The organism is Nonomuraea sp. SYSU D8015 (assembly GCF_008065375.1).
Lineage (GTDB): Bacteria > Actinomycetota > Actinomycetes > Streptosporangiales > Streptosporangiaceae > Nonomuraea.
On the sequence record NZ_VJYI01000007.1, the window covers coordinates 374,278 to 399,078 of the forward strand.

Below are 24,801 nucleotides of genomic sequence, written 5' to 3' on the forward strand. Positions count from 1 at the left end.
GAGAGGATCGGCACGCTGGGGCCGGTGCTGCGACCGATGGCCGCCGTCAGGGCGTGGGGACGGGACGGGTACGGTGGCGGACGTGGTTGAACGTACCCCGGCCCAACGTCACATCTACCTCCGCACGGTGAGGTTCGCCGACATCGACTCCCAAGGCCACGTGAACAACGTGCGCTTCCTCGACTACCTGGAGGACGCCCGCTTCGGCATGTTCGCCATCGACCTCCACAAAGCGGGGGAGGAGCCGTTCAAGGGCCTGGTCGTGACCCGGCACGAGATCGACTACCGCCGTCCTCTCAGCTTCCGCGCCGACCCGGTCCGGGTGGAGACCTGGGTGGAGGAGATCAGGCCGGTACGTTTCACGCTGCGGTACGAGATCCGCGACGACGAGCAGCTCTACGTCACCGCCAAGTCGGTGATCGCGGCCTACGACGTCGAGCGGGCCGCCCCGCGCAGACTCGGCGAGGGCGAACTGACCTACCTCAAGCGCTACTCCGTATGAGGCGCTGGCGGATGCCGGCGCTGGGCGTCAACGCCCATGCCAGCGTCACCGTGGGGCTCTTCGGGCTGCCCCTCGTCCTGCCGGAGATCGAGCGGCATTTCGGGGTGCCGATGCTGGTGGCGGGATCATCGCCAACGCCCCGGCCTACGGCATCATGGTCGCCCTCGTCGCCTGGGGAGCGCTCGCCGACCGGCACGGCGAGCGGCTGATCCTGGGCCTCGGCGTCGGGCTGATCGTGCTGCACTGGTTCCAGCCGCCGGAGCGCGGCGTCGCCATGGGCCTGCGCCAGGGTCCTTAAACGCTCGGCCTGGCCATGGGCGCGTTCGCGTTGCCGCCCGTCGCGCGGGCGTACGGCCTGCCCGGTGTGCTGCTGGTCTGCGCCGGCACGAGCCTGCTGGCCGCCGTGCAGGCAGCGATCTTCCTGGCCGAGCCGCCGTACGAGATCTCCGGCCGGGACGCGGCGCAGCGGGCTCGCCGTACCGGCAGCCGGCGCTGTGGCGGGTGCACGCCACCAGCGCCCTGCACGTGTCCCGCAGATCGTGGTCAGCACGTACGGAGTGAGCTGCCTGGTCAAGGTGTATGGGTGGGACAGCGTGGCGGCCGGCCGGTTATTCGGCCTGGCCGCGATCGGGCGGGGCCCCCGGAGCGGCGAACGGTCAGGCCCGAGAGCGGTCGCTTGCGTGACCAGTGAGGGCCGAGTGAGCGCGACCATCAGATTGGTGCGCATAGCCGCCGGGGCGGTGGTCCGACCGGGTCGGGCTGCGCATGCGGCCCCTGCTGCTGATCGCGATCGCCAACCTCGGCGTGCTGGCGCTCCTGGTCGCCGGCACGCTCACCCGCACCTGGCTCGGGCCCGTGATGCCGCCGTGGCCGCCGTGGCCGCCGTGACGACCGTGGCCGGCAACGGGCTCGCCTACTCGGGGCAGGCGAGCTGGCCGGGCCCGCCTGGGCGGGCAAGGTGCTCGGCACCCACAACGCCATCCAGAACACCGTCGCCCTGGCCGCGACGCCGCTGGCCGCCCTGCTGATGGAGAGCGCGGGATTCTGGGCGGGCTTCGCGGCCGGGCTGGCGTGCGCGCTGCTGTCGCTGCCCGTCGTGCCCGTCCGCGGCGAGCGGCGGAAGGAGTTATGAGTCGCGCCGCAGCCATACGGTCGTGTCCGGTGGCAGCAGGCCGCGCTTGAGCGGCCCGCTCGCCAGCACCACGGCGTCGTGCTCGGGCAGCTGCACCGGCCCGGTGCCGCAGTTGATCGCGCAGATCAGCGGGCCGCGGGTGAAGAAAAGCGCTCCCTCGGGAGACTCCAGCCACTCCAGCGTATAAGGAATGGCTCTCACCAGGTCGCGGCGGCAGGCCAGGGCCCGCCGGTAGAACTCCAGCGTCGAGTCGGAGTCGCCCTCCTGCTTCTCGACGCTCAGCTCCGCGAACGTGTCCGGCTGCGGCAGCCACGGCTCCACCCCGCCCGGCGAGAACCCGTACGAGGGCGCGTCCACCGTCCACGGCATCGGCACCCGGCACCCGTCGCGCCCGGGCAGCTCGCCCCCGGACTGGAAGAACACCGGATCCTGCCTGGCCTCGGCAGGCAGGTCCGTCACCTCGGGCAGGCCCAGCTCCTCGCCCTGGTACAGGTAGGCGGACCCGGGCAGGGCCAGCATCGCCAGCAGCGCCGCCCGGGCCCTGGCCAAGCCGGTGCCGGGGTCGGCGGTGTCGTAGCGGGTGCGGTGCCGTACGACGTCGTGGTTGGACAGCACCCACGTCGCGAACGGCACCGTGCCGAGCGTGTCGTCGATGACCTTCTTGAACGCGGTCGGCGACCACGGCGCCTGCAGCCAGGCGAAGTTGAAGCTCTGGTGCAGCTCGTCGGGACGCACATAGAGCGCGAGGTCCTCGGGGCTGTCGGTCCAGACCTCGCCCACGGCCATCCGCTCGCCCGGATAGCTGTCGAGCAGCCGCCGCCAGTCGCGGTACACGCCGTGCACCTCGGGCTGTCCCCACACCGGGGAGACGGCCTTGAACGACTGGTCGCCCACGTCGGGCAGGCCCTCCGCTTTGTACAGGCCCGTCGCCACGTCGATGCGGAACCCGTCCACGCCCCGGTCCAGCCAGAAGCGCAGGATGTCGAGGAACTCCCGGTGCACCTCGGGGTTGCGCCAGTTGAAGTCGGGCTGCCCGGGAGCGAACAGGTGCAGGTAGTACTGGCCGTCCTCCACCTGCGTCCAGGCCGGCCCGCTGAACGTGGACTGCCAGTTGTTGGTCGTGTCGCGGAAGATGTACCGATCGCGGCCCTTGCCCCGCAGCGCCTCCTGGAACCAGGGATGCTCGGAGGAGCTGTGGTTGGGCACGATGTCCACGATCACCCGCAGCCCGTGCTCGTGGGCGCTCGCGACCAGCGCGTCGAAGTCGGCCAGCGAGCCGAACAGCGGATCGACGTCGCGGTAGTCCGCCACGTCGTAGCCTCCGTCGGCCATGGGGGAGGGGTAGAACGGCGTCAGCCAGATGGCGTCGACCCCCAGCCGTTGCAGGTACGGCAGGTGTTGCCGCACCCCGGCCAGGTCGCCGACGCCGTCTCCAGAGGCGTCGGCGAAGCTGCGTACATAGATCTCGTAGACGACGGCATCACGCCACCAGGGGATTTCCATGTGGCGTGTCATGCCCCGTTACGTGGGAGAGTTCACCAAGCTGTGTGCCGCGTAGACGAGGTAGTCCCAGAGCCTGGTCTCCAGCTCCTCCGGCAAATCGAGCGAATCGACCGCGTCCCGCATGTGCCGCAGCCAGGCGTCGCGCTCCGGCTCGCCGATCACGAACGGCATGTGCCGCATGCGCAACCGCGGGTGGCCGCGCTGCTCGCTGTAGGTCTTGGGGCCGCCCCAGTATTGGATCAGGAAGCCCCGCAGCCGCTCCTCGGCGCCCGTCAGGTCGGCCTCCGGGTAGAGCGGCCGCAGCACCGGGTCTTCGGCGACCCCCTCGTAGAAGCGGCTCACGAGGCGCCGGAAGGTCTCCTCGCCCCCGACGGCGTCGTAGAAGGAGGTCTCAGTCACGTCCATAAGACTATGCGGTCGGGACCAGGGGAATGCCCGCGGAGTCGAGCGCCGACTTCACCCGGAGCCTGATCTCCCTGGCCACCTCCGCCTGCGCGGCGGGCAGGGTCTTGGCGGTGATGCGGAACACCAGCGAGCTGTCGGACAACGCCTCCACGCCGAACACCTGCGGCTGCTCCACGATCTTGGACTCGCGGAACTCGGGGTCGGCCCAAATCTCCTCGGCCACGTGCTCCAGCAGCACCTTCACGCCCGTGATGTCGGCGTCGTAGGCCACCGGGACGTCCATGTAGGCCCGCGACCAGCCCTGCGACTCGTTGCCGACCCTGGTGATCGTGCCGTTGCGGACGTACCAGACGCGGCCGTCCGCGTCGCGCAGCCTGGTGACGCGCAGGGTGACGGCCTCGACCGTACCCACGGCGGCGCCCGCGTCGATCACGTCGCCCACGCCGTACTGGTCTTCGAGCAGCATGAACATGCCCGCGATGAAGTCTTTGACCAGCTCCTGTGCGCCGAAGCCGATGGCTACGCCGAGGATGCCGACGCTGGTCAGCAGGGGGGCGATCGGGATCGTCAGCCGGTCGAGCACGGTCAGGATCGCGGTGCCCAGGATGACGATCGAGGCGATGTGCTTGAGCACCGAGCCCATCGTCTCCGCGCGCTGCTTGCGCCGCTCGTGCAGGAGCGCGTCGATCGTGTCGGTCGCCACACCTTTGCGGAACCTGCTCGTGATCGACCCGCTGGTCGCCGCGCGATTGACCACCCTCGTGATCACCCGGTGCGAGAGATTGCGGAGCACGATGGCGATAACGATGATCATCACGATCACGATCGCACCCGACACCAGGGGCATCCACGGCGCGTCTGGGAACATCCGGACCAGCGTAGAGCACACGGCGTCGTTCGTGCAGACGTCGGCCACCGACTTTGCCGCCTTTTCAAAGTCCAGGAAGCTGGACGTCGGCGTGGACGTCGGCGATGGCGATGGCGACGGTGTCACCAGCAGTAACACTGAGTAAATCCCCCTCCGGAAGCGGTTCGGCCAACCAGTTGGACCGTTTGATCGCTCGATCCAAAATACCGTCGGCCGAACCGCCCGCCGTCACATCACGCCGGGGAAGACGGGGTCGCCGGCTCTCTGGGCCGCGGAGGGAGAGAGCCGGCGCTCCTTGTGACGGACGGTTCGGAGCAGGACACGCACCCGGAAGCATGTCCCGCGCCGGTTCCGGGAGGGATCCCCCCCGAACACCCGCCGGGCGCACCGGACGGGTGGCTTTCGTGCGTACGGGTGCGAGCCGTACGGGCGATGACGCGCGCGTGAGGGCGGAACCGGCGGAGTGACCAGGGTCTCGCCATACATGAGACCCTCCGCACCGGTCACCCCGCCGGCCCCGTGGGGCCGCCGTGGGTGCGGTGAGCCGTGGTGGCTGCGCTCCACCCGGATCACCGCGTCGTCACTCCCCCACCGCGGCGAGCACGCGGGCGACCTTCGTCGCCGCACCCGCCGGGTCGTCGGCGGTGTGCATCCGTTCACCCCAGGACCAGCAGTACCACCAGTCCGGCATGTCGGACACCGCGGACGGCCGACAGGTGACGTTCTCGGACAGGCTCGTCGCATTCGGGTTGATCACCCGGACGAACCGCCGCCCGCTCTGGGTCTGGACCACTCGCGCGAGCATCCCGCGAGCGTCGAGCTCGGACACGAGACGCTCCAGCCGCTCGAAGTTGTCGTCCCCCACCGTTCTCGTCCTCCCTACCGAATCGCTGCTGGTGGGCCAAAGATGACTCAACTCGGCGGTGGGCGCAACGCGGCCTCCGCGGCTACAGGGAGTTGCTTCTCCCTCATGGGTTGTAAGAAACAGTCCCTCGGAGGACGATCCTTAACCCCACTCTTGAGAAGGGCGTTTCCAACGCGGCCTCATTGGTTCATCATCTTGGGTAGGCGCACAGCGACTTGAGTACTACGCTCTGTCACGGGCTTCCACGAGTTGCGACCGGTCGAGACTTGCGTGAGAGGGGCCGGGATGTCCGGCAGACAGCACAGGGAGACGGAGATCGCACGGCGGATCCGGGCCAAGGGCCTGGCCGCCGGGCGCACGTCGGCCCAGATAGCCGACGAGATACATGAGGCGTGCATGGCCCACTTCAGCACGACCCGTATCAAAGCGCACCGCCTGTCACACGGGATCGCGCTGGCCGACGTGATCGAGCAGGTCAGAGCCCTGTTCGAGCGCGATCAGAAGCCGATGCCGGGCATCGGCGAGACGCTTCTGTCCGCGTACGAGAGCGGGCTCAAGCGTCCGGGGCCCGAATACCTCCACTACCTCTGCACCGTCTACCGCGTCGAGCCCGCCGCGCTCGGTTACGAGGGGCCGTGCATCTGCGGCCACGGCCACCGCATGCCCGGCGTGATCGGCGGGGAGGTGAAGGAGCCCCGCCGCCTGCCGACAGATCGCGACCTCGTGATCAAGCCGATGGAGCCCGAGCCCGACGCCGAGGAGGACGAGAACATCCTCCGGCGCACGCTATTAAATCTGCTCGGCACGGACGCCAACGCCTCGGCGGAGCTCGACGGCCCGGTGCTCGGCGCGTGCGAGGGCATCCGGCGGCGGATGGACGAGACGCTCGTGTCGGCCACTGTGTCGGCCGCCATGCTCGACCAGTGGGAGGAGGCGACGATCAGCTTGGGCCGTCAATACACCACGACGGCCCCGCTCAGGCTGCTGTGCGACGTGCTGCTGGAGTTGAGCGCGGTGCGCACCGCCATGTCCCGGCGGCAGCCCACCGACCTGGCCGAGCGCCTGTGCCGGATGGCCGCCCAGCTGGCCGGGCTGAGCGGCATGATCCTGATCAACCTCGGCGATCACCGGCTGGCGCGTTCGTTCTTCCGCACCGGGCGCACCGCGGCCGACGAGACGGGCGACCGGGCGCTGCGCGCGTGGATCTGCGCCCGCGAGTCGCTCATCCCTCTCTACTTCGGCGACGCCCGCGAGGCGCTCCACCTGGCCAAGAAGAGCCGCGACCTGGCCGGCTCGACGCCGTGTCCCGCGCAGGCCATGGCGCCGGTCGTCGAGGCCAGGGCGCTGGCCATGATGACGGGAGCCGACCGGAAGCGGGAGGTCGTCGACCAGGCCAAGCGCGCGCTGGCCCGGGCCAGGAACGCCTTCTCGCACATGCGCGAGGAGGACCAGGAAGACCTGGCCTTCGGCTACACCGAGAAGCAGCTCTGCTTCTACCAGGGCGACGTGCTCACCAAGCTCGGCGAGACGATCGAGGCCGAGGTGATCCTCGACCAGGCGCTGTCGAAGTACGAAGACCACATCGTCGACCAGACGCTGATCAGGTTCGACCAGGCGCACTGCAAGCTGATCGACGGCGACGTCGAGGAGGCGGTCGCCATCGGGACGAGGGCGCTCAACCTGGTCGGCGACGAATACCTGACCGATTTCATCGTGCGCCCGGCCCTGGCGCTGGAGCAGGCGATCATCTCGAAGGACGCCAACGCTCCGGGGCTCGAGGCGTTCCGGGTCGCCTTGCGGCGGCCCAAGACCCAACTGAAAGGGGGCGGTGCATGACGTTGACGATCCGGCGCTATCGCTGGTCCGATCTCGACACCATCCTCGCGCTCCACCAGATCTGCCTCGCGGAGGTGGGCCTGGTCCCCGGCGACGGCGTCTACTACGACGACGACTTCCCGCGCATCCAGGAGATCTACCTCGCCTGCGGCGGGGACTTCTTGGTGGGCGAGGTGAAATCGCGCGTCGTCGCCATGGGCGGGCTGAGACCCGTGGACACCGTGACGGCGGAGATCTGCCGGCTGAGGGTCCATCCCGAGTTCCAGCGGCGTGGCTTCGGCGCGGCCATGCTCGTCGCGCTCGAACGGCGCGCGGTGGAGCTCGGGTTCCACAGCGTCAGAGGAGACACGACACTCAACCAGGAAGCAGCGCTCGCGCTGTACCGACGCCAGGGCTGGCGTGAGCTGTCCCGGCACCGCGTGGGCGACCTGACCGTCGTCTACGGCGAGAAACGCCTGTTCCCGCCGGCCGCTCTCGAGCACTGACCGAGCTCTTCTCCCGCAGGCCCCACGCACCCCCTCCTGGGGCCGCACTCCCGGCTTTCCCGGCGACCTCTTCCGGATCCCCGGCGTGACGTTCCGCCCCTCTCGGTCGATCCATTCCGACCGACGATTTATCCGGCAGGTCCCGCCAATTTCTCGATACAGGATATGTAGGAAATAGCCGGTTCTCTGTCCCGCGGTATGGATGTACGAACCCGCGGGTGAGGGTCTTAACTCCAAGTGGTAGAGGAACCTCACCGGCTGCTGCCTGTACATCTACGCCTGCAAATAGTAGTGAGATGCTTTTGCCATGGCAGTCGTGGCCGCTCCCCGACCCCTCCTGGGAGCCGTGCTTCTGTTGTTCGTCAGCGCCGCTTGGGGGTCGGCGTTCCCGCTGATGAAAGATCTCATCGATCGGTTACCAGTGGAGGACCTGCTCGCCGAGCGTTATCTGATCGCCGCGCTGACGCTCCTCCTCATCAGGCCGAACTGCCTACGGGGGCTTTCACGGGAGACGTGGATCAACGGGGTCGTTCTCGGGATCGTGTTCGGGGTCGGGCAGACCGCCCAGGCAATGGCGCTGGACAGCCTTCCCTCGGCGGTGTCGGGGTTCGCCGTCGGCTGCAGCGTGGTGATCACGCCGATTCTGGCGCTCATCCTCTTCAAGGCCAAGGTGCCGCGGCGCATCTGGGCCGGCGTCGTGCTGGCGCTCGCCGGCATGACCGCGTTCACGCTGATGCGCGGGGTGGAGGATCACGAGGTCTCGGTGATCGCGCTTGCAGTCACGCTGTCGGCGGCCGCGCTCTACTCCGGCCACACGCTCATGCTCGGCCAGATGTCGAAGGGCCGCGCGTTTCACCCGTTCGCGCTGACCGTCGTCCAGCTTTTCACGATCGGGCTGCTCACCGGGGCTGTCGGGGCGCGCGACGGGATCTCGGTCCCGGCTGACCTGCCGGACTGGCTGCTGCTCGCGCATCTGTCCGTGATCTCGTGCGCGCTGGGGTTCCTGGCCCGCTCGTACGGCCAGGCGCACGTGCCCGCCGTGCCGAGCGGGATCCTCATGTCGTCGCAGCCCGTCTGGGTGGCCGTGATCGCGGTGATCTGGTTCGACGAGCCGGTGGGCTGGAGCATGGTGGTGGGCGGCGGCCTGATGGCGGCGGCCATGCTGCTCGCCCTGCCGGCCAGATCGGGCGTGCTGGGGAAGGAGCGCGGGAAGCCTGATCTTCGCGCCATCTCCCGCGTGGCCGCCCAAGCGCTGGCCGACAGGAAGATCAAGCGGGTGGATCCCTTGCGGCTCACCGGCGGCGATCCTGTGCCCTACATCGCCAAGAGCGCCTGTGCGAAGACCCAGTCGTGCCCCTGGCACACCCGCTCGCTCAAGGGCGGCGGCGAGCCCAGCCTGGAGCGGCTGATCGAGCGGGCCACCCTCATCGTCCGCGCCAGGAGCCTGCCGGGGCCGGGGTGCTGCCAGTCCGTCACGCTGCTGGGTCGCTGTCTGTGCGACTTGATGGAAGAATCCGAAGGGGGACGTACGGGAAGATTGCCGCGCTGGTTTCGCTCCGAATAGGTTACAGAAGCCAATCAAAAGGCAACTACTTTTTATCCTGGGGCCTCCAACTTATTCTGCGTGAACCTTGATATTCGTAGGGGTGCCCTAATAATAGGGAATCGGCCCCGAGTGGAGAGGTACGCGTCATGAAACGCATCGTCGTCCGCAAGCCTGGTACCGCGAGGCTCGCAGGGACCTCCAGCGTCATTCACAAGGGGTGACTGAGGCCAGGTCCCACCTCAGAGTCGAAGGCGAACCACCTTGCCGATGGGGGGCCGTGCGGCTGCTGATGCCCATGATCGACGGGCATCGCCGGCCGCGCGGCCCCTACACCGTCGCCGCCGCCCTGCTGCGCCATCTGGTGCCGCCGGCCATGGAGTGGTCCGCCGACCTGGTGGAGGCCCACGATGTCGAGATTCTCGCGGCGGCGCCCGAACTGGCCGATCTCGTCCCGGCCGGGCGGGTCACGATCGACGTCGGCCTGCCCGACGACGAGCGCATCCTCGTGCCGGCGCCCCGCCGCACCCTGCGCCTGGCGAACGGGCTCACCGAGTTCGTCCGCGACGTCGTGAGCCCCGGGCAGGCGCTGGCGGTGTGCAACGTCGCCGAGGCCGACCCGACGGACCTGGAACTGCTCGACGTCATGACGCGGCGGATCCCGCCCGCCACGCTCACGATCATGCTGTACTCCGGCGGCCCCGAACCCGCCGCCGACACCCGCGACGCCGACGAACTGTGGGCCGTCGTGGACCGCTCCATGCGGGAGGGCTTCCTGCACGCCGTCGTCGAGCTGGGGGAGCAGGGCATGGCCCGCACCGAGCCGGGCGGGCCGCTGTGGTGGCGTTTCGCCCAGCGCACCGCGACCGCGCTCGGCGGGCTCGGCCGCACCACCGAGGCCCGCGCCGTCTGGGACCGGGTACGCGCGGCCAGCCAGGATCCGAAGATGCACGCCGCCAGCGCGTACGGCACCGCCATGCTCGACGCCCGCCACCCCGACCCCGCGCGGCGCGACCTGGGCCGGGCCAGGCGCTGGATCAACCAGGCCATCGCCATCTCCACTCTCCTGCCCGACCCCCTCGATCGGGCCTTCAAACTCGGCTTCGACCGCAACGGGCTGGCCCTGATCGAGTTACGCCAGGGGCGGCTCGGCGCGGCACTGTCGCTGGTCGAATCGGCCATCGAGCTGGCGCGCGAGCTGGGGGAGCGGCACCCGCTGCACCGGATGGTGCTGCTGGCCAACCGGGCCCAACTGCTGGCCGCGCTCGGGCACACCAAGGAGGCGCTGGACGACTACGCGGCCGCGATCGCGATCGACCCCGCCTTCCCCGACTACTACCTGGAACGCGGGAACCTGCTGTTCAAGCTGGGCCAGTACGAGGAGGCGCTGGCCGACTACGAGCGCGCCATGCGGGCCGGGCCGCCGCTGCCGGAGGCGTACTACAACCGGGCCGAGCTGCGTACCGTGCGGGGCGACACGAGGGGCGCGCTCACCGACCTGGGACGGGTGATCGAGCTGGACCCCGGCTACCTGGACGCCTACATCAACCGGGCCGGGCTGCTGGCCGCCGCCGGACGGGACGACGAGGCCAGGCTCGGCGTCGCGGCCGGGCTCGCCCTGGCGCCCGGCAACGCGCACCTGCTCACGGTGCTGGGCCAGCTGGAGACGGCGGCCGGGCGGCTCGCCGAGGCCAGGACGGCTCTGGACGATGCGGTGGCGGCCGCGCCCGGGCTGGCGGCGGCGTGGGGGAATCGAGGGGTGTTGCGGTATACGGCCGGGGACGTGGAGGGGGCGGTCGAGGACCTGAGCCGGGCCATCGAGCTGCAGCCTCAGCCCGATCTGTACACCAACCGAGCCATCGCCCTCCGCGCGCTGGGCCGCGACGCCGACGCCGACGCGGATGACCGCCGCGCCAGCCTGTTCTCCTGAACCTCTGGGGAGGGCTCGCCGGTGAGCGCCCCGCTCCTGCCCTTGTCGCGTTCCGGTCCACCCCACAGGTCCCTGCGCCGGGTCGGGGCCTTGCGAAGTGAGAAGGTCGCTCGGAGGTGTCGTTTTTTCGTGCCCCCCTTTCGTGGGGTGGGAGCATTGGGGCATGGTGGCGCGGATGGGTCGGGCGGCCGGGGCGTGCGCGGCCCTGGGCGTGCTGTGGTGGGCGACCGTGCGACTGGCCTGGGCGGGCATCGGGTGCACGGACTGGGGATGCCTCGTCCCGGCGGTCGGGACGGTCGTGGCGATCACGGTGGCCCTGCTCGCCGGCGCGGTGCCCGTGCTGGAGCGGGTGGACGTGCGGCCCGCACGACGGGTGGCGTTGGTGGCCGCCGGGGTGCTGGTGGTCTTGAGGATCGCCGGGGAGGCGCTGCCGTCGTGGACGTCCCAGGCGGCGGACGCGCTCGCCGCCGGGGCGGCGTTCGCGGGGGCGGGGGTCGTGGCGGCGTTCGTGACCGAGGCGAAGGTGGCCAGGCGCTGGAAGGTGACGACCGCGCTGGCCCTGCTCGCGCTGGTGCCCGTCGCCCTCGCCGTGTCGCTGATGAGATCCGGTCTCTGAGCAGCCCTCAATGCCGTCCGGCGTGGTGCTCGACTATGAGGACTGGGAGACGGTGGCCCGGGTGTGCGAGCGCACCGGCGCGTACCTGATCGGCCGCCGAGCTCACCGATCCCTCCGGGGGGAGGCGGCGGCCGAGTACCGGGCACGCGGTCGCGCCCCGGTACGTGCGGCCGGTGTTCGGCAACGAGTCGGTCATGCGGATGTCAGAGCTGCGTGCCCGTTTCGAGGCGGCTCCGCAGGAATGACTCCAGGGTCGTGAGGTGCGGATGCTCCTTGCGGAGGGACTCCAGGTCGGCCTGGTAGCCGCTTTCCCGGAACCACTCGTACATCCGCTCCCCGCCCGTCGGCTGCGGTTCGAAGCGGGTGGGCACGCCGGTGACCCGCTCGTAGACCTCGGCGATCTCGGGCCCGGTGGGGGCGTCGCCCGCGATCTCCAGTTGCCTGTCCACGTAGTCGCCGGGGTGGTCGAAGGCCTCGGCGGCGAAGTACGCGACGTCCTCGGGGGCGATCATCTGCATGCGCTGCCCGGGGAGGAATGGCAGCTTGATCACCCGCTCGCCGTCCGGGGCGTCGGCGTAGTGGAGCAGGTTCGTCATGAAGAAGGTCGGGCGCAGGATCGTGGCGGGCACGCCGGTCGCCGCGATGTGCTGCTCGACGGCGTACTTGCTCGCGAAGTGGGCGATCCCGGTGTCGCGTTCGGCGCCGCCGACCGAGCTGTAGACCAGGTGCGCCACGTGCAGCTCCTTGGCCGCGTCGGCGACGGTCGTGCCCTGCCGCACCTCCTGGGCCAGCTCCTCCTCCGTCCACGCGAACGCCTGCACGCTGAAGACGCCGTGCACGCCCGTCATGGCCGCGCGGACTGAGGCGGGGTCGTTCAGGTCGCCCTTCACCAGGGAGACGCCTGAGGGGACGCGGGCGGAGTCCGGGTCGCGTACCAGGGCGCGGACGGACCAGCCGCGGGTGAGCAACTCGCGGGCCACCGCGCCGCCCTGGTTGCCGGTCGCGCCGGTGACCAGGATCGTCCGTGCCCGCGCCGGCAGCAGCAGGGTCTTGCCGGTGACCGTGCGCGCCTCGATGGCCGCGTGCGCCTCGGCGGCGGACTCCAGGGGCAGTGTGGCCCCGATCGTGGGCCGCAGGCGTCCGGCAGCGGCCTCGGCCAGGGCGGCCAGGGACAGCTCGCGCAGGTCGGTCCGGGGCCAGGCGACCGCCGTCACGCGCGGGTCGGGGGCGGTCATCGGGCCGCCCGCCATGCCGTACACGCTGAGCCTGCCCCCGTCCTTCAGCAGCGTCTGGGCGGCCGCGCCGATCTCGCCGCCCACCCCGTCGAAGACCACGTCCAGTCCGCCGCCCGTCGCGGCACGTACCTGGTCCGTCCAGCCGGGGTCCGTGTAGTCGACGGTCAGCTCCGCGCCCATGGCCGCGGCGAGCTCGCGCTTGGCGGCGCTGCTCGCCGCGCCGATGACGCGGGCGCCGGCGGCGCGCGCCAGCTGCACCAGCAGGCTCCCCACGCCGCCGCCCGCCGCCTCGACCAGCACCCACTCACCGGGCTGAGGCGCGGCGGCCCGGGCCAGGCCCACGGCGGTGCGCCCGTCGGCCAGCAACGCCACCGCGCTCTCCAGCGTCAGGCCCGCGGGCACCGGGATCAGGTCGTCCGCGTCCGCCACCGCCAGCTCCGCATAGCCTCCATAGCCGCCCAGCGTGCTGACCACCCGCGTGCCCACCAGAGACGCGTCCACGCCGTCGCCCACGGCCAGCACGGTCCCGGCGACCCCGTTGCCCAGGATCGCCGGCAGCTCGGCCCGCCGCGGCCCGCGGTCGGCGCGTACTTGCGTCTCCACGAACGTCACGCCCGCCACGGACACTTCCACCAGCACCTGTCCGGGCCCGGCGACCGGATCCGGCACCTCCTCGACGACCAGTGACTCCGGCCCGCCGTACCGCCTCAAGACCACCGCACGCATGACCAACCTCCACGTTTAATCGGAGCGTTCCGCTCCGAAATCTATACCGGAGCGGAACGCTCCGCAACACGGCTATCGTGTACGCATGGCCACACGGGGCAGGCAGGCCGAGGCGGCCCGCAACGATCTGCGGCTGCTGCAGGCGGCGCACGAGGTGTTCACCACGCAGGGGTTCGACGCGCCGGTGTCGGCCATCGCCAAGCAGGCGGGCGTGGGCATGGGCAGCCTCTACCGCCGCTATCGCACCAAGGAGGAGCTGCTCCAGCGCCTGTGCCTCATCGCCATGGAGCGCGTCATCGAGGCCGCCGAGGCCGGGCTCGCGGAGGGGGACCCGTGGGCCGGCCTGGAGCTGTACGTACGCACCTGCGTGGGGTTCAGATCCGGTGCGCTCGCGCCCGTCGCGGGCACCATCGAGGTCACCGACGAGATGTGGCGCACCTCGCGTAAGGCCACGGAGCTGGCCGACCGGCTGATCTCGCGGGCGCGGGAGGCGGGCGTGCTCAGGCCCGACGTGACCACGCTCGACGTCTCGCTGCTCATGGAGCAGTTCAGCCGTCCCGCTCCCGGGCCGGAGCGGCCGGAGGCCAAGCAGCGGCTGCTGGCCATCGCGCTCGACGGCCTGCGCGCGCCCGGCGTGACCGAGCTGCCCGGTGACCCGCCCAGCCTGGAGTGGTACGAAGGCCGTTGGGGAGAGCGCCCATAGGTCTACGGTGGGGGCGTGGCGTTCAACGAGCTGCTCGACGACCTTGATGACAGTGCCAGCGTCCAGGCCGCCGGCATCCGGCGCGGTTACGGCGGGCCGCCCGCCCGCTCGGTCGCCGTCAAGCGCGGCCTGGCCAGGCTGCGCTGCGCCTCCCTCCTCAAGCCCCTGTACGCGTGGGTGAGCGCGGACCGCATCGGTGACGCCGCCCGATGGCGCCGCCACGCCGAGCCCGCCGTCGTCGTCTCCTCCAACGCCGACACGCTCAACCTCTGGCTCGCCGTCGGGCCCGGCGTCATCCTCGACGACATCCGGCAGCGCACGGGGGTCGCCTGGTCGCCGCCGAACGGCGACCCCTCGCGGTTCGGATCGGTCGAGGTGGCCGCCGACGAGGTCGCGACCGCGTACGCGGCGCTCGCCCAGTCCGCCTTCGCCGGCGACCCGGTCGCGGCGAGCATCCTGGAGTGGATGCGGCAGGTGGCGGCGGAGCAGGCGTTCGGCGCCCGGGAGGCGCTCCGGTCGTCCGAGGCGGGGATCAAGTGCGGCTGGTACGGCGCCCCGGACGAGACCTGCCTGCGCACGCACGCCGTCGCCCTCCTGCCGCGAGGCGGCACCCGGGTCACCGTGGTCGTCGGCATGACCGCGCTGCCCTACACCGGCGGCCGCGAGCGCGAGGTCTACCGCGAGCGGGTGGGAAAAGGGTTGCCCGTGGAGCAGGAGCACGAGAAATTGGCGGGCGCGCTGCTGCGCGAGCTGATGGCGACGACGCTGGCCGAACTGGGGGGGTGATGGGGTTCACCGTCCTGGGCGGGTGCGGGGCCTGGCCGACCGGCCGGCTCCTGAGCTGCCGGTCTACGCTCCGCCCGGCGCGCTGGACGCCGTGCTGGCGCTGGACGAACGGCGCATGCTGTCCGGGAGCTTCGCGCTGCACGAAGGGAGCCCGGGCGCGGCGTGGGAGCTCGGGCCCTTCCGGGTGGACGTCTTCGACCTGCCGCACCACGTGCCCAACGCCGGGGTGCGGTTGAACGGGGGCGGGCGGGTGATCGCGTACACGGGGGACACCGGGTCGTCCCCGAGCTGATGGGGTTGGCCGAGGACGCGGATCTGCTGGTGGCGGCCGCCCGGTCCTACGGTGGCGACCTGTCCGTCGCGTCCGGCGGGCTCACCGTCGATCTGTGATGAGCCGCTCGACGACCTTGGCCAACTCCGGCGGCTCGATCGGCTCCGGCAGCTCCTCGGCCCAGTCGTAGCCCAGGTACGCGCGCTGCTCCTCCTCCGTGAGCTCTCCTGGGTCGATCGCCGGGCGTGATGTGCCGAACCTGGCGAGGAAGAAGCACTCGGTCTTGACGTAGCGGACGCCGAGCCATGTGAAGTCGCGTTCGACCTCGACGTACCGGTCGAGGACGGCCGAGCCGGGCAGCCCGGTCTCCTCGGTCAGCTCCCGCCTGGCCGCCTCCAGCGGGGTCTCGCCGGGGTCGATCCCGCCGCCCGGCGGCTCCCATACGTCCAGGCCGCTGACGTGGTCGTACCAGTGCATCAGAAGCACCCTGCCGTCGCGATCAAGGCAGACGACGCGGGCGGCGGGGCGGTCGCTCGTGGCACTCATCGAGAAGAAGCTACCGCCCGCGCCGTCGCCGGCAGGCGCGCTATTGGTCGTCCTCTCCCAGCACCAGGGCCAACAGGCCGGGAAAGCGCTCCTCGAACTCCTCCCTCCTGAGGCGGTTGAGCCGGCGGCTGCCCTCGTCGCGCTGCTCCAGCAGGCCGACGTTGCGCAGGACCGCGAAGTGGTGACTCAGTGTGGACTTGGCCACGGGCAGGTGGTTGAACGTGCCGCAGGCGCGGGTCCAGTCGGGTACGCCGGCCAGTTCGCGCACGATGCGGCGGCGTACGGGGTCGCCGACCGCGTCGAGGGCGGCCTGGAGCGTCACCTCCAGGGGGGAGGTGTGCGTGAGCGTGCGCGTCCTGTTCGACTGCGATCGAACATTGGTGTAGTGTTCCATCTCAATCGAACATCCTATGCGAGGGGAGCGACCGTGGACATCGGGCGCGTCGGAGTGTGGCATCCCGCGGTCGGCAAGGCCCCGGCCGAGCAGGCGCGGCAGGCGGCGGCCAGGATCGAGGCGCTGGGCTACGGCACCGTCTGGGTCAACGAGGGCTTGGGCAGCAAGGAGCCGTTCGCCGTCTCGGCCGTCGTGCTGGCGGCCACCGAGCGCATCGCCGTCGGCACCGGCATCGCCAACCTCTGGGCCCGCGACGCCACGACGATGGCGGCGGCGGGAGCAACGCTGGCCGACGCTTACCCCGGCCGCTTCCTGCTGGGCATCGGCGTCAGCCACGCGCCCCTCGTCAGCCGTCGCGGCCACGATTACGGCAAGCCTCTGACCACGATGCGGACCTACCTCGAGGCCATGGACGAGGCCGCGCGCTCCCTCCCCGAGCCCGAGTCGCCCAGGATCCTCGCGGCCCTCCGCCCCAAGATGCTGGAGCTCTCCCGCGACCTGGCCGCCGGCGCCCACACCTACTTCGTCCCGCCCGAGCACACCGCCCAGGCCCGCCAGATCCTCGGTCCCGACCGCCTGCTGATCCCCGAGCAGGCGGTCGTCATCGAGTCCGACCCGGCCCGTGCCCGCGAGATCGCCCGTGCCCACATGGCCTACTACCTGGGCCTGCCCAACTACCTCAACAACCTGCGCACGCTCGGCTTCACGGACGCCGACTTCGCCGACGGGGGCAGCGACCGCCTGGCGGACACCATCGTGGCCTGGGGCGACACCGACGCCATCGCCAAACGCGTCCGCGCCCATCTCGACGCGGGCGCCGACCAGGTCGCCATCCAGCCCCTGTCGCCGAGGTCCCCGGATCTCGCCGACGCCCTCACCCAGCTGACCCGCCTCGCCCCGGTCCTCGGCCTGTAGCCCCTCGGGGAAGCGTGGCCGCACGTGCGGGCTCGGGCCGACACGGCTACGGGGCCCGATCGGCGAGGTGGTCGTGCAAGGCGGCGTGGCGGAACTGGTAGATCTGCCCGACGGCACGCAGCAGTCCCAGCCGATGGCAGTCGTCGAGAAAGTTCATGACCCGCCAGGGCAGCCGCCGTGCGAGGGCCAGTCCGGTGCCGAAGACGATCAAAGCCGGCCACGCACGGTGACTCATCAGCCCGAACGTGAAACCGAAGAGAGATCCGAGGAGGAGCCCCAGCCCGAGACCGCCGGCGATCCGCGGTGCCGGCCCTCCGGGCACGAACACCATCGCGAACGCCAGGGCGAACGTCAGTCCACCCGCGAACCCTGTGACCGCCCGCCAGAGGCAAAGCGTTCTGCGGCGACGACGGCGAGAGCGGCGAGCGAGATCCGTCGGCGGGAGCTGCGTCTGATCACACCGCTATCGTGACCGCCCAGGCGCCGCCCGGCACCCCCTCACCCGCGAATCGACACCACCGGCCCGCCATCCTGTCCATGACACGGTCGCCGGCGCGTCGTCCGGTAGCGGGCGCCAAGAGGAACCGCCGTCACCGCTTCATCGCGCCGTCGGCGATCGCGTCCGCCGCCTCGCCGATGGCCACGCCGACGATCTCCAGGCGGCGTACCAGCTCCCGCTCCTTCATGGCCTCCGCCGTCAGCTCCCCCGAGAAGATGCGCGAGATCTCGTACTGGTACATCCGCCGGATCGCCCCGCCCGCCTTCTTGGCCTCCAGGGCGTCGGCGGCCAGCACGGACGGGGTCGAGGCGAGGTCGCGGACGGCGTTCTCCAACGCGTCGATGCCGGCGATGACCTGGTCGAGCAGAGGGGTGAAGCGGATCTGCTCGGGCACCCGGTAGAGGTGGGACTCGCGGACGAAGTCCCGGAGCGAGTCGAGCACGTCGTCGATCGAGCGCGACAGCCGGAACAGGTCCTCCCGGTCGATGGGCGTGACGAAAGCGGTCTTGAGCTCGTCGACGAGGCGGGCGCGCTCCTCGTCGCCCAGGTGCTCGATCGAGCGCATCTGCTCATGCGCCCCCGTACGGCCCACCTCGCCCCCGATCATGGCCATCGCCAGCCACGCCCCTTCTTTGGTGACCCGGAGCTGCCCGAGCAGGGCATCGGTGACGGCGCTGTCCATGCGGCCCGTCATGAGGTCCCTGATGCGCCGCAGCCGCTTCATCGCGCGCCTCCGTTCAAACCGACGTCAATCCCTTCACGAGGAACGCCAGGCCCCAGGCCAGCAGCCCGCTCGCGGGCAGCGTGAGCGTCCAGGCGGCCCCGATCTTGAGTGCCACGTACCAGCGCACCCGGCCCCCGCCCTGCGACGCGCCGGCCCCGATCAGGCCCCCGGCGATGGCCTGGGTCATGCTCACCGGCATTCCGACGCCCGCACAGCCGATGGCCGCCACGCCTGCCGCCAGCTCCGCCGCGACCCCGTGCGGGGGCCGGAAGACGATGATCTCGCGGCTGAGCGTGCGGCCGGCCTTGGGGAGCCCGTACAGGGCGCCGAGGGCGAACAGCAGGGCCACCGACGACGTGTAGACCAGCGGCGCGCCCGTGAATCCCAGCGCGATCATGAACACGGCCAGCATCTTCTGCGCGTCGTTGGCCGCGTACGCGACGGTCTGGAGCAGGAACCCCGCCCGGTGCCAGTGCGCCAGCCCGCGGGCAGCGGTCACCGCCACCAGCATCCGGATGAGCACCCAGGCCAGCAGCCCGCCGACCACGGGGGCCGCCACGCCGAACGCCAGCACCTGCGCCACCGCTCCCCCCGACACCGGCAGCCCCCAGCCGAGCCCGGCCCCGGTGAGGCCGCCCACGATGGCGAGGGTGAGGCTGGTCGGCCGGCCCTTCGCGCTGAGCACGGCCGCCACGGCCAGCGCCGAGATCACCGCGAGCGTGGTCGCGATCTTGCCGCCGGGCCGGTCGAAGGCCGCCAGCCTGGTCACGAACGTCACCGCCACCTGGTGCGTGACCAGCGGCACGACCGCCACCATCACCACCAGGGCGAGGAGGCCGGTGGCCGGGCGCACCGCGGGCAGCTTGAGCCCGGTGGCGAGGAGGGCGCCCCCGTCGTTGACCCCGGACACGACCGCGAACAAGCCCGCGACCACGATCAGTACGACGGCGTCCAAAAGCGCGCACTCCGTCCCCGCCTGCCCCCGGATCGGGGCAGGACGTGTCCAAGCTCGGAAGTTTGTCCGTAATGCCGGTTAACTACCCAAGATCCGGGGCGATCAGCGCCGCGCCGGGGACACCGCACATGCCAGGTACGCTCAGTCGTGGCCGCCGCAACCGACGCTTCACCGGAGAGGTAGCGGTGGACGAGCCCGGCGGCCTGTAACCTGCCGGGATCGACTGCAAGCACCCGACGACCCATGTCCGCGAGAGTGAACCGATGATCAGCCCAGCCGAGTACACCCTGACGCTGTCCTGTCCCGACCGGCCCGGCGTGGTGGCCGCCGTCTCCGGCCTGCTGGCGCGGAACGGATGCAACATCATCGAGAGCCAGCAGTTCGGCGACCGGGTCGCGCAGCGCTTCTTCATGCGCGTGCAGTTCGCGGGGCCGCTGGGCGAGGACGAGCTCAACGCCGCCTTCGCGGCGCTGGCGCCCGACTTCGCCATGGAGTTCACGCTGCGGAACGTGGCCAGGAAGCCGCGGGTGCTGATCATGGTCAGCAAGTTCGACCACTGCCTCAACGACCTGCTCTACCGGGTCAAGGCGAAGACGCTCGACATCGACATCGTGGCCGTCGCGTCCAACCATCCCGACCTGCGGCCGCTCACGCAGTCGTACGGCATCGACTACCACCACCTGCCGATCACCCCGGAGACCAAGCCCAAGCAGGAGGCCGAGGTGCTGGCGCTGGTCGAGCACTACCAGGTCGACCTGGTGGTGCTGGCCCGCTACATGCAGGTGCTCTCGCAGGACCTGTGCGAGAAGCTGGCGGGGCGGGCGATCAACATCCACCACTCGTTCCTGCCGTCGTTCAAGGGCGCCAAGCCCTACCACCAGGCACACGACCGCGGCGTCAAGCTCATCGGCGCCACCGCCCACTACGTGACCTCCGACCTGGACGAGGGGCCGATCATCGAGCAGGAGGTGGCCAGGGTCAACCACAGCCACTCGCCCGAAGACCTGGCCGCGATCGGCCGGGACGTCGAGTGCGTGACCCTGGCCAGGGCGGTCAAGTGGCACGCCGAGCAGCGGGTGCTGCTGGACGGCCACAAGACCGTCGTCTTCCCGCGCTAGGCGGCTGAGCGCGGCTCTCGGCGAGCGGGCCGTCGAGCAGGTCCTGGGGGATCCCTGTTAGCCAAGGTCGGCCGCGACTCCGAAGTGGTCGCTCGCCCACACGCCCCTCACCGGCCGGTCGAAGATCCGCCGGCAGTCCCTCAGCCGGAGCGACGGCCCGTTCCCGGTGCAGCGCACGAGCAGGTAGTCGATGCGCCGCCCGGTCTCCAGCGGCCAGTTGCCGCCGGTCACAAGGGGGTTGACCGGCGTGAACGTGTGCCCGTCCACACCCGGGTGGGCCCACTCCCACAGATCCCGGTAACAAACGCTCATGCCTTCCAGCGACTGCAGACCCCGCCAGAACCGCATGCTCGCCGAATCCGGCACCGCGTCGAAGTCCCCGGCCATCACGACGGGCCACTCACGCCCGTCCAGCACCTCCTCGATCAGCCGGGCCGCCGCCACCGCCTGGAGCTCGCGCTCCCGCTCCTCCCCGAGCCGGAACGACGGCTTGTGGTTGACGAACAACAGCGGCGAGGGCGCCCGCACCTCCGCCACCCCCACCCAGGCCGCGAACTCCGACAGGTCCACCCGCCCCGTGACCGGCATCCGCGCCGCCCACACCTCCCCGAAGGCCCACCGCGAGGCGATGGACGCGCGCGTCCCGTCCGGCTCCGCCGAGCCCTGGTGCACGATGTGGTACGCCGGTCCGAGCAGGTCGGCGACCTGGTCGTAGGAGTCGTTCACCACCGACTCCTGGACGGCGACGAGGTCGGGTTCGAGCGAGCGGAGCCCTTCGGCGAGGACCGCCCGGCGGGCGGGCCAGTCTCCGTGGCGGGCCCAGAGGTTGAGTGTGGCGACACGCATGCCGCCGCCCCTACCCGCTCCGGCACCCGCTTACGGCCGATACGTCCCGAACCACCAGAGATTGCCCTCCGGGTCCTTGCAGCCATACTCGCGCGACCCGTACGGCTGGTCGACCGGCTCCATGGTGATCTCGGCCCCCGCCGCCTCGGCGCGGTCGTGGTGGGCGTCGACGTCCTCGACCGCGACGTAGATCCCGGGCCCGCCGGGCCGCCCCTCGCCGATCATGATCATGTCGTCGCCGACCAGCAGCTCGGCGTGGTTGACGACGCCCTCGTCGTTCTTGGACACCTCGTGCGCCCGGAACCCGAACGCCCCCGTCAGGAAGTCGATCGCGGCCTGGCAGTCCCGGTAGCGGGCAAGTGCGTAGACAGTTCGTTTCATGAGGGTCAGGATGCCCGGCGCGCGCTCTCCGGTCTTGGACGAATCTGACCGGGCGTCGTGTCCCCGAGCACCCGGAATTCGCGGTTCATGTGCGCCTGGTCGTAGAAGCCGCACTCCGCCGCCACCCGCGCGATGGTCGTGCCCGATCGCAACATCCGCAGCGCCCGGCCGAACCTGATCACCCGGGAGGCCGTCTTCGGCGACAGCCCGATCTGGTCCTGGAAGCGGGCCACGAAGTGCCGGTGGCTCCAGCCGAGCGACTCCGCCAGCGCCGAGGGGCTCAGCCGGCCGCCGGACTCCAGCAGCCGCCCCCACACCCAGGGCACCTCCGGCCCCAGCGCCGGCCCCAGGTGGATGCGCTCGGCCAGGAGCCGGTCGGCCAGCGCCAGCCGCTCCGGCCACGACGGCGTCTCGGCCAGCCGGCCCACCGTCGTGTCCGCCCACGGCCCGAGCAGGTCCTCGACCGGCACGGTGAGGTTCGTCAGGTGCCGCATCGGCACGCCGAACAGCCTCCTGGCCCCGAACGGCGTGAGCACCACCTCCACGCCCTCGGTCGGCCCCGTCACGCGGGTGACGGCGAAGCGGTCGCTCAGCCCGCCCGTGAACGCCGTGAACCGCTCCCCGCCCACCTCCATCGGCGTGCCGAACGCCAGGATGAGCACGGCCCCGGGCAGCGCGGCCTCCGACCGCGTGACCGGGGAGTCGTAGTGCTCGCAATAGGCGCACAGCCGCGTCACATAGGGCCGGAGCGCAGCGCTGGGGGCGGCCTCGACCATGGCCAGCCCCAGCGTGCTCATGCAGCCGAGCCTAGACCCGCTCTCCGCACGTCGCCACGACTCACCCGTTCCTTGTGCCGCCCCCGCACTTGGGCGGGGGTCCCTTCTGGAGAGGGAAGTCGAAGGGCACCGGGCACCCGTGGCGCTGAGGGCGGCGACACGTGCGGAAAACCGGGCCTAGAGGCCGGTGTGCGTGGCGAGGAAGGTGAGCGTGTCGGCCGACAGGTCCACCGATCGGCTCACCGAGCGCGCCCCGTGCCCCACCTCGGTCTCGTTGCGCAGCAGCACGGGCCGGTCCGACGTCGAGGCATGCTGCAGCGCCGCGCACATCTTCCACGCGTGCAGCGGGTGCACGCGGGTGTCGGACTGGAAGACCGTGAAGAGCGTCGCGGGGTACGCCACGCCCTCCTTGACGTGGTGGTAGGGCGAGTAGCTATACAGCCAGCCGAACTGCTCGGGGTCCTCGGCGGAGCCGTACTCGACGTTCCAGGTGGCGCCGAGGCCGAACTGCTCGTATCTGATCATGTCGAGCAGCGGCGCGGAGCACACCACGGCCGCGTACAGGTCGGGGCGCTGCGTCAGCGCGGCGCCCACGAGCAGGCCGCCGTTGGAGCCGCCGGAGATGCCGAGCTGCTCGCGCGTGGTCACCCCGGTCGCGATGAGGTGCTCGGCGGCCGCGTGGAAGTCGTCGAACACGTTCTGCTTCTTGGCCAGCATGCCCGCGCGGTGCCAGTCTTCGCCCTCCTCGCCGCCGCCGCGCAGGTTGGCGATGGCGTAGACGCCGCCGGCCTCCACCCAGGCCAGGACCGAGGCGGAGTAGCCGGGGGTCATGGGCAGGCCGAAGCCGCCGTAGCCGTAGAGGATCGTGGGCCGCGGGCTGGAGCTCTCCTCAGGAGGGGAGATCACGAGCATCCGGACGTCTGTGCCGTCCTTCGACCGGTAGACGACCTGCTCGGTGCGCACCTCCGGCACCTCGACCGCGCCCGGGGACGACGCCCACAGCGTGGTCTCGCCGGTTCTGGCGTCGTAGCGCTGGATGGTGGGCGGCGTGGTGTTGTCGGTGTAGCCGAACCAGGCCTCGTGGCCGCCCTCGGGGCGCTCGGCGATGCCGCCGATCGTGCCGAGGCCGGGCGTGGGCACCTCGCCGATCCGCTCGCCGGTCTCGAGGTCGTGGACGGTGATCTCGCTGATCGCGTGGCGGGTCCAGCCCACCAGCATCACCGGGCGCTCCAGGTCGTCGAGGATCGCGAAGTCGCTCAGCACCGCCTCGGGGTCCTCGGGGATCAGCTCGCGCCAGGTGTCGTAGCCGGGCGCCGCCGGGTCGGTGACGCACACCCTGGCCCTGGGAGCCTCGCGGTCGGTGTGCACGTAGAGCCGGCCGTCGCGGCCGAACACCAGCCCGGTCTGCGCGTCCACGCCCTCCTGGACCACCCGCAGCTCCGGCCGGTCGATCGGGGAGGCGGTCAGGTCGGCCACCCAGAGGTCGTTGCGCGGGGCCGTGCCCTCGTGGGAGGAGACCTGCAGCCAGCGGCCGTCCCGCGAGACGGACACGCCGTAGTAGTTGGTCATCTTCAGGCCCTCGCCGAAGATCATCACGTCGTCCTCGGTGGAGGTGCCGACGCGGTGCAGGTAGACGCGGCGGTGGAACTGCGTCTCGTTCTCCGGCACCTCGGTGCTCGGCAGCCGGCGCACGTAGTAGAACGCCTCGCCGCCGGGCAGCCAGGCGATGGGGGAGTAGCGGCAGCGGTCGATCGGCCCCTCGATCCGCGTGCCGGTCGCGACGTCGATGACGTAGAGCGCCGACTCCTCGTCGCCGCCCACCGAGATCTGGTACGCCAGCAGGCGCCCCTCTTTGTCCGGCTGCACCGAGTCGAGCGTGGTCAGCCCCGACGGGTCGATGGCCATCGGGTCGATGAGGGCCCGCTCGGTGCCGTCCGGCTCGACGACGTAGTAGACGGCGTGTTCCTGGTCGGGGGTGCGGCGGGTGAAGAAGTAGCGCTCGCCGCGCCACGACGGCGCGCCCACCGAACCGGACCTGAGCAACTCGGCGATGCGGCTCTTGAACCGCTGCGGCCCCCTGCGCCGGCCGAACAACTCGGCCTGCGCGATCAGCCACTCCTTCGTCTCCGGACTGTCGGGATCCTCGAGCCACCGATAGGGGTCTGGGACGGGTGTTCCATGGAGGAGGTCGACGATGTCTTCGCGGCGTGCGGTCGGGTACGGCTCTCGCGTCATGCTGGG

29 protein-coding genes and 1 pseudogene are annotated in these 24,801 nt (G+C 71.0%); 15 read left to right on the plus strand and 15 right to left on the minus strand.

Annotated elements, in window-relative coordinates; all coding sequences use genetic code 11:
* Nucleotides 1-73 precede the first annotated feature (73 nt).
* Together ID574_RS29675 and ID574_RS29680 are read left to right on the plus strand one after the other, a co-directional pair.
* Nucleotides 74-502 (plus strand): acyl-CoA thioesterase, encoded by a 429-nt coding sequence (locus tag ID574_RS29675; RefSeq protein WP_223167197.1) that lies wholly within the window; start codon nucleotides 74-76, stop codon nucleotides 500-502.
* A 154-nt stretch (nucleotides 503-656) separates the two neighbouring features.
* Entirely contained in the window at nucleotides 657-800 is a 144-nt protein-coding gene (locus ID574_RS29680; RefSeq protein ID WP_188192254.1) for a hypothetical protein, read from the plus strand.
* On the opposite strand, the gene ID574_RS29685 is transcribed toward ID574_RS29680, so the two are convergent.
* Nucleotides 797-1,009 carry a hypothetical protein gene (locus ID574_RS29685; RefSeq protein ID WP_188192255.1) on the minus strand — a complete coding sequence of 71 codons (213 nt, stop codon included), beginning with the start codon at nucleotides 1,007-1,009 and terminating at the stop codon, nucleotides 797-799. The genes ID574_RS29680 and ID574_RS29685 overlap by 4 nt on opposite strands.
* A 258-nt stretch (nucleotides 1,010-1,267) precedes the next feature.
* Between ID574_RS29685 and ID574_RS61815 the strand changes: the two genes are divergently transcribed.
* Both ID574_RS61815 and ID574_RS29690 read left to right on the plus strand, forming a co-directional pair.
* Nucleotides 1,268-1,390, plus strand: coding sequence for a hypothetical protein (locus ID574_RS61815; protein WP_262496065.1), 123 nt, complete (start codon nucleotides 1,268-1,270; stop codon nucleotides 1,388-1,390).
* 70 nt (nucleotides 1,391-1,460) lie between these two features.
* Nucleotides 1,461-1,634 (plus strand): hypothetical protein, encoded by a 174-nt coding sequence (locus ID574_RS29690; RefSeq protein WP_188192256.1) that lies wholly within the window; start codon nucleotides 1,461-1,463, stop codon nucleotides 1,632-1,634.
* Here the strand turns inward: ID574_RS29690 and ID574_RS29695 are convergent.
* From ID574_RS29695 to ID574_RS29705, 3 genes and pseudogenes are all read right to left on the minus strand, one after another.
* The gene (locus tag ID574_RS29695; protein WP_188192257.1) at nucleotides 1,629-3,137 is read right to left on the minus strand and encodes a glycoside hydrolase family 13 protein; all 1,509 of its coding nucleotides are present in this window, start codon (nucleotides 3,135-3,137) and stop codon (nucleotides 1,629-1,631) included. The two genes, ID574_RS29690 and ID574_RS29695, sit on opposite strands and share 6 nt — an antisense overlap.
* 24 nt (nucleotides 3,138-3,161) lie before the next feature.
* Nucleotides 3,162-3,542, minus strand: a pseudogene (locus ID574_RS29700) (globin); the annotation flags it as partial.
* Nucleotides 3,543-3,546: 4 nt separating this feature from the next.
* Nucleotides 3,547-4,356, minus strand: coding sequence for a mechanosensitive ion channel family protein (locus tag ID574_RS29705; protein ID WP_223167199.1), 810 nt, complete (start codon nucleotides 4,354-4,356; stop codon nucleotides 3,547-3,549).
* Between ID574_RS29705 and ID574_RS60245 the strand changes: the two genes are divergently transcribed.
* Nucleotides 4,349-4,555, plus strand: a complete 207-nt coding sequence (locus ID574_RS60245) for a hypothetical protein (protein WP_223167200.1) — start codon at nucleotides 4,349-4,351, stop codon at nucleotides 4,553-4,555. The genes ID574_RS29705 and ID574_RS60245 overlap by 8 nt on opposite strands.
* A 435-nt stretch (nucleotides 4,556-4,990) precedes the next feature.
* Here ID574_RS60245 and ID574_RS29710 read toward each other — a convergent pair whose 3' ends face one another.
* Nucleotides 4,991-5,275, minus strand: coding sequence for a hypothetical protein (locus ID574_RS29710; RefSeq protein WP_188192260.1), 285 nt, complete (start codon nucleotides 5,273-5,275; stop codon nucleotides 4,991-4,993).
* A gap of 285 nt (nucleotides 5,276-5,560) precedes the next feature.
* Here ID574_RS29710 and ID574_RS29715 point away from each other — a divergent pair, with 285 nt between their 5' ends.
* The 5 genes from ID574_RS29715 to ID574_RS29735 all read left to right on the plus strand — a co-directional run bounded on the left by ID574_RS29715 (nucleotide 5,561) and on the right by ID574_RS29735 (nucleotide 11,685).
* A complete protein-coding gene (locus ID574_RS29715) occupies nucleotides 5,561-7,111 on the plus strand; it encodes a helix-turn-helix transcriptional regulator (RefSeq protein ID WP_188192261.1) in 1,551 nt (516 codons plus the stop codon).
* On the plus strand, nucleotides 7,108-7,596 hold the full coding sequence (locus tag ID574_RS29720; RefSeq protein ID WP_188192262.1) for a GNAT family N-acetyltransferase: 489 nt from the start codon (nucleotides 7,108-7,110) through the stop codon (nucleotides 7,594-7,596). The genes ID574_RS29715 and ID574_RS29720 overlap by 4 nt, the downstream gene beginning before the upstream one ends.
* Nucleotides 7,597-7,903: 307 nt before the next feature.
* Complete coding sequence (locus ID574_RS29725) at nucleotides 7,904-9,160, plus strand: DMT family transporter (protein WP_188192263.1); 1,257 nt, start codon at nucleotides 7,904-7,906, stop codon at nucleotides 9,158-9,160.
* Between the two features lie 259 nt (nucleotides 9,161-9,419).
* Nucleotides 9,420-11,069 (plus strand): tetratricopeptide repeat protein, encoded by a 1,650-nt coding sequence (locus tag ID574_RS29730; RefSeq protein ID WP_223167201.1) that lies wholly within the window; start codon nucleotides 9,420-9,422, stop codon nucleotides 11,067-11,069.
* Nucleotides 11,070-11,232: 163 nt separating this feature from the next.
* Nucleotides 11,233-11,685 (plus strand): hypothetical protein, encoded by a 453-nt coding sequence (locus ID574_RS29735; RefSeq protein WP_188192264.1) that lies wholly within the window; start codon nucleotides 11,233-11,235, stop codon nucleotides 11,683-11,685.
* A 203-nt stretch (nucleotides 11,686-11,888) separates the two neighbouring features.
* Here ID574_RS29735 and ID574_RS62440 read toward each other — a convergent pair whose 3' ends face one another.
* A complete protein-coding gene (locus tag ID574_RS62440) occupies nucleotides 11,889-13,646 on the minus strand; it encodes an NmrA family NAD(P)-binding protein (protein WP_336245559.1) in 1,758 nt (585 codons plus the stop codon).
* 85 nt (nucleotides 13,647-13,731) lie between these two features.
* On the opposite strand from ID574_RS62440, the gene ID574_RS29750 reads away from it, so the two are divergent.
* The 3 genes from ID574_RS29750 to ID574_RS29760 are packed head-to-tail and all read left to right on the plus strand — an operon-like array spanning nucleotide 13,732 to nucleotide 15,427.
* Entirely contained in the window at nucleotides 13,732-14,349 is a 618-nt protein-coding gene (locus ID574_RS29750) for a TetR/AcrR family transcriptional regulator (RefSeq protein ID WP_223167202.1), read from the plus strand.
* 15 nt (nucleotides 14,350-14,364) lie between these two features.
* A complete protein-coding gene (locus ID574_RS29755; RefSeq protein WP_188192265.1) occupies nucleotides 14,365-15,135 on the plus strand; it encodes a hypothetical protein in 771 nt (256 codons plus the stop codon).
* Between the two features lie 22 nt (nucleotides 15,136-15,157).
* Complete coding sequence (locus ID574_RS29760) at nucleotides 15,158-15,427, plus strand: MBL fold metallo-hydrolase (RefSeq protein ID WP_188192266.1); 270 nt, start codon at nucleotides 15,158-15,160, stop codon at nucleotides 15,425-15,427.
* A gap of 81 nt (nucleotides 15,428-15,508) precedes the next feature.
* Here ID574_RS29760 and ID574_RS29765 read toward each other — a convergent pair whose 3' ends face one another.
* The gene (locus ID574_RS29765; protein WP_188192267.1) at nucleotides 15,509-15,952 is read right to left on the minus strand and encodes an NUDIX domain-containing protein; all 444 of its coding nucleotides are present in this window, start codon (nucleotides 15,950-15,952) and stop codon (nucleotides 15,509-15,511) included.
* A 40-nt stretch (nucleotides 15,953-15,992) separates the two neighbouring features.
* A complete protein-coding gene (locus tag ID574_RS29770; RefSeq protein WP_188192268.1) occupies nucleotides 15,993-16,346 on the minus strand; it encodes an ArsR/SmtB family transcription factor in 354 nt (117 codons plus the stop codon).
* A gap of 33 nt (nucleotides 16,347-16,379) precedes the next feature.
* Between ID574_RS29770 and ID574_RS29775 the strand changes: the two genes are divergently transcribed.
* On the plus strand, nucleotides 16,380-17,261 hold the full coding sequence (locus ID574_RS29775; protein WP_188192269.1) for an LLM class F420-dependent oxidoreductase: 882 nt from the start codon (nucleotides 16,380-16,382) through the stop codon (nucleotides 17,259-17,261).
* A gap of 46 nt (nucleotides 17,262-17,307) precedes the next feature.
* Here ID574_RS29775 and ID574_RS29780 read toward each other — a convergent pair whose 3' ends face one another.
* The 3 genes from ID574_RS29780 to ID574_RS29790 form a co-directional block, all read right to left on the minus strand.
* A complete protein-coding gene (locus tag ID574_RS29780; RefSeq protein WP_188192270.1) occupies nucleotides 17,308-17,496 on the minus strand; it encodes a hypothetical protein in 189 nt (62 codons plus the stop codon).
* A gap of 355 nt (nucleotides 17,497-17,851) precedes the next feature.
* Nucleotides 17,852-18,484: a DUF47 domain-containing protein gene (locus ID574_RS29785; protein ID WP_188192271.1), complete on the minus strand. Its 633-nt coding sequence runs from the start codon at nucleotides 18,482-18,484 to the stop codon at nucleotides 17,852-17,854.
* Nucleotides 18,485-18,497: 13 nt separating this feature from the next.
* Nucleotides 18,498-19,439 (minus strand): inorganic phosphate transporter, encoded by a 942-nt coding sequence (locus tag ID574_RS29790; RefSeq protein ID WP_188192272.1) that lies wholly within the window; start codon nucleotides 19,437-19,439, stop codon nucleotides 18,498-18,500.
* A gap of 263 nt (nucleotides 19,440-19,702) precedes the next feature.
* On the opposite strand from ID574_RS29790, the gene purU reads away from it, so the two are divergent.
* The gene (gene purU / locus ID574_RS29795) at nucleotides 19,703-20,557 is read left to right on the plus strand and encodes a formyltetrahydrofolate deformylase (RefSeq protein ID WP_188192273.1); all 855 of its coding nucleotides are present in this window, start codon (nucleotides 19,703-19,705) and stop codon (nucleotides 20,555-20,557) included.
* Nucleotides 20,558-20,614: 57 nt separating this feature from the next.
* On the opposite strand, the gene ID574_RS29800 is transcribed toward purU, so the two are convergent.
* The 4 genes from ID574_RS29800 to ID574_RS29815 form a co-directional block, all read right to left on the minus strand.
* Entirely contained in the window at nucleotides 20,615-21,403 is a 789-nt protein-coding gene (locus tag ID574_RS29800; protein ID WP_188192274.1) for an endonuclease/exonuclease/phosphatase family protein, read from the minus strand.
* Between the two features lie 30 nt (nucleotides 21,404-21,433).
* The gene (locus ID574_RS29805; protein WP_188192275.1) at nucleotides 21,434-21,784 is read right to left on the minus strand and encodes a VOC family protein; all 351 of its coding nucleotides are present in this window, start codon (nucleotides 21,782-21,784) and stop codon (nucleotides 21,434-21,436) included.
* A gap of 5 nt (nucleotides 21,785-21,789) precedes the next feature.
* Nucleotides 21,790-22,581 (minus strand): helix-turn-helix domain-containing protein, encoded by a 792-nt coding sequence (locus ID574_RS29810; RefSeq protein ID WP_188192276.1) that lies wholly within the window; start codon nucleotides 22,579-22,581, stop codon nucleotides 21,790-21,792.
* Between the two features lie 156 nt (nucleotides 22,582-22,737).
* A complete protein-coding gene (locus ID574_RS29815; protein WP_188192277.1) occupies nucleotides 22,738-24,795 on the minus strand; it encodes a prolyl oligopeptidase family serine peptidase in 2,058 nt (685 codons plus the stop codon).
* Between the last annotated feature and the right edge of the window lie 6 nt (nucleotides 24,796-24,801).

Bases quoted from the DNA above. Each gene is read 5' to 3' on its own strand.
- ID574_RS29680 (WP_188192254.1), top strand. From the start codon at position 657: ATGGTCGCCCTCGTCGCCTGGGGAGCGCTCGCCGACCGGCACGGCGAG.
- ID574_RS61815 (WP_262496065.1), top strand. From the start codon at position 1,268: ATGCGGCCCCTGCTGCTGATCGCGATCGCCAACCTCGGCGTGCTGGCG.
- ID574_RS29695 (WP_188192257.1), bottom strand. From the start codon at position 3,137: ATGGAAATCCCCTGGTGGCGTGATGCCGTCGTCTACGAGATCTATGTA.
- ID574_RS60245 (WP_223167200.1), top strand. From the start codon at position 4,349: ATGATCATCACGATCACGATCGCACCCGACACCAGGGGCATCCACGGC.
- ID574_RS29705 (WP_223167199.1), bottom strand. From the start codon at position 4,356: ATGATCATCGTTATCGCCATCGTGCTCCGCAATCTCTCGCACCGGGTG.
- ID574_RS29715 (WP_188192261.1), top strand. From the start codon at position 5,561: ATGTCCGGCAGACAGCACAGGGAGACGGAGATCGCACGGCGGATCCGG.
- ID574_RS29720 (WP_188192262.1), top strand. From the start codon at position 7,108: ATGACGTTGACGATCCGGCGCTATCGCTGGTCCGATCTCGACACCATC.
- ID574_RS29725 (WP_188192263.1), top strand. From the start codon at position 7,904: ATGGCAGTCGTGGCCGCTCCCCGACCCCTCCTGGGAGCCGTGCTTCTG.
- ID574_RS29735 (WP_188192264.1), top strand. From the start codon at position 11,233: ATGGTGGCGCGGATGGGTCGGGCGGCCGGGGCGTGCGCGGCCCTGGGC.
- ID574_RS62440 (WP_336245559.1), bottom strand. From the start codon at position 13,646: ATGCGTGCGGTGGTCTTGAGGCGGTACGGCGGGCCGGAGTCACTGGTC.
- ID574_RS29750 (WP_223167202.1), top strand. From the start codon at position 13,732: ATGGCCACACGGGGCAGGCAGGCCGAGGCGGCCCGCAACGATCTGCGG.
- ID574_RS29765 (WP_188192267.1), bottom strand. From the start codon at position 15,952: ATGAGTGCCACGAGCGACCGCCCCGCCGCCCGCGTCGTCTGCCTTGAT.
- ID574_RS29770 (WP_188192268.1), bottom strand. From the start codon at position 16,346: ATGGAACACTACACCAATGTTCGATCGCAGTCGAACAGGACGCGCACG.
- ID574_RS29780 (WP_188192270.1), bottom strand. From the start codon at position 17,496: ATGAGTCACCGTGCGTGGCCGGCTTTGATCGTCTTCGGCACCGGACTG.
- ID574_RS29785 (WP_188192271.1), bottom strand. From the start codon at position 18,484: ATGAAGCGGCTGCGGCGCATCAGGGACCTCATGACGGGCCGCATGGAC.
- purU (WP_188192273.1), top strand. From the start codon at position 19,703: ATGATCAGCCCAGCCGAGTACACCCTGACGCTGTCCTGTCCCGACCGG.
- ID574_RS29800 (WP_188192274.1), bottom strand. From the start codon at position 21,403: ATGCGTGTCGCCACACTCAACCTCTGGGCCCGCCACGGAGACTGGCCC.
- ID574_RS29805 (WP_188192275.1), bottom strand. From the start codon at position 21,784: ATGAAACGAACTGTCTACGCACTTGCCCGCTACCGGGACTGCCAGGCC.
- ID574_RS29810 (WP_188192276.1), bottom strand. From the start codon at position 22,581: ATGAGCACGCTGGGGCTGGCCATGGTCGAGGCCGCCCCCAGCGCTGCG.
- ID574_RS29815 (WP_188192277.1), bottom strand. From the start codon at position 24,795: ATGACGCGAGAGCCGTACCCGACCGCACGCCGCGAAGACATCGTCGAC.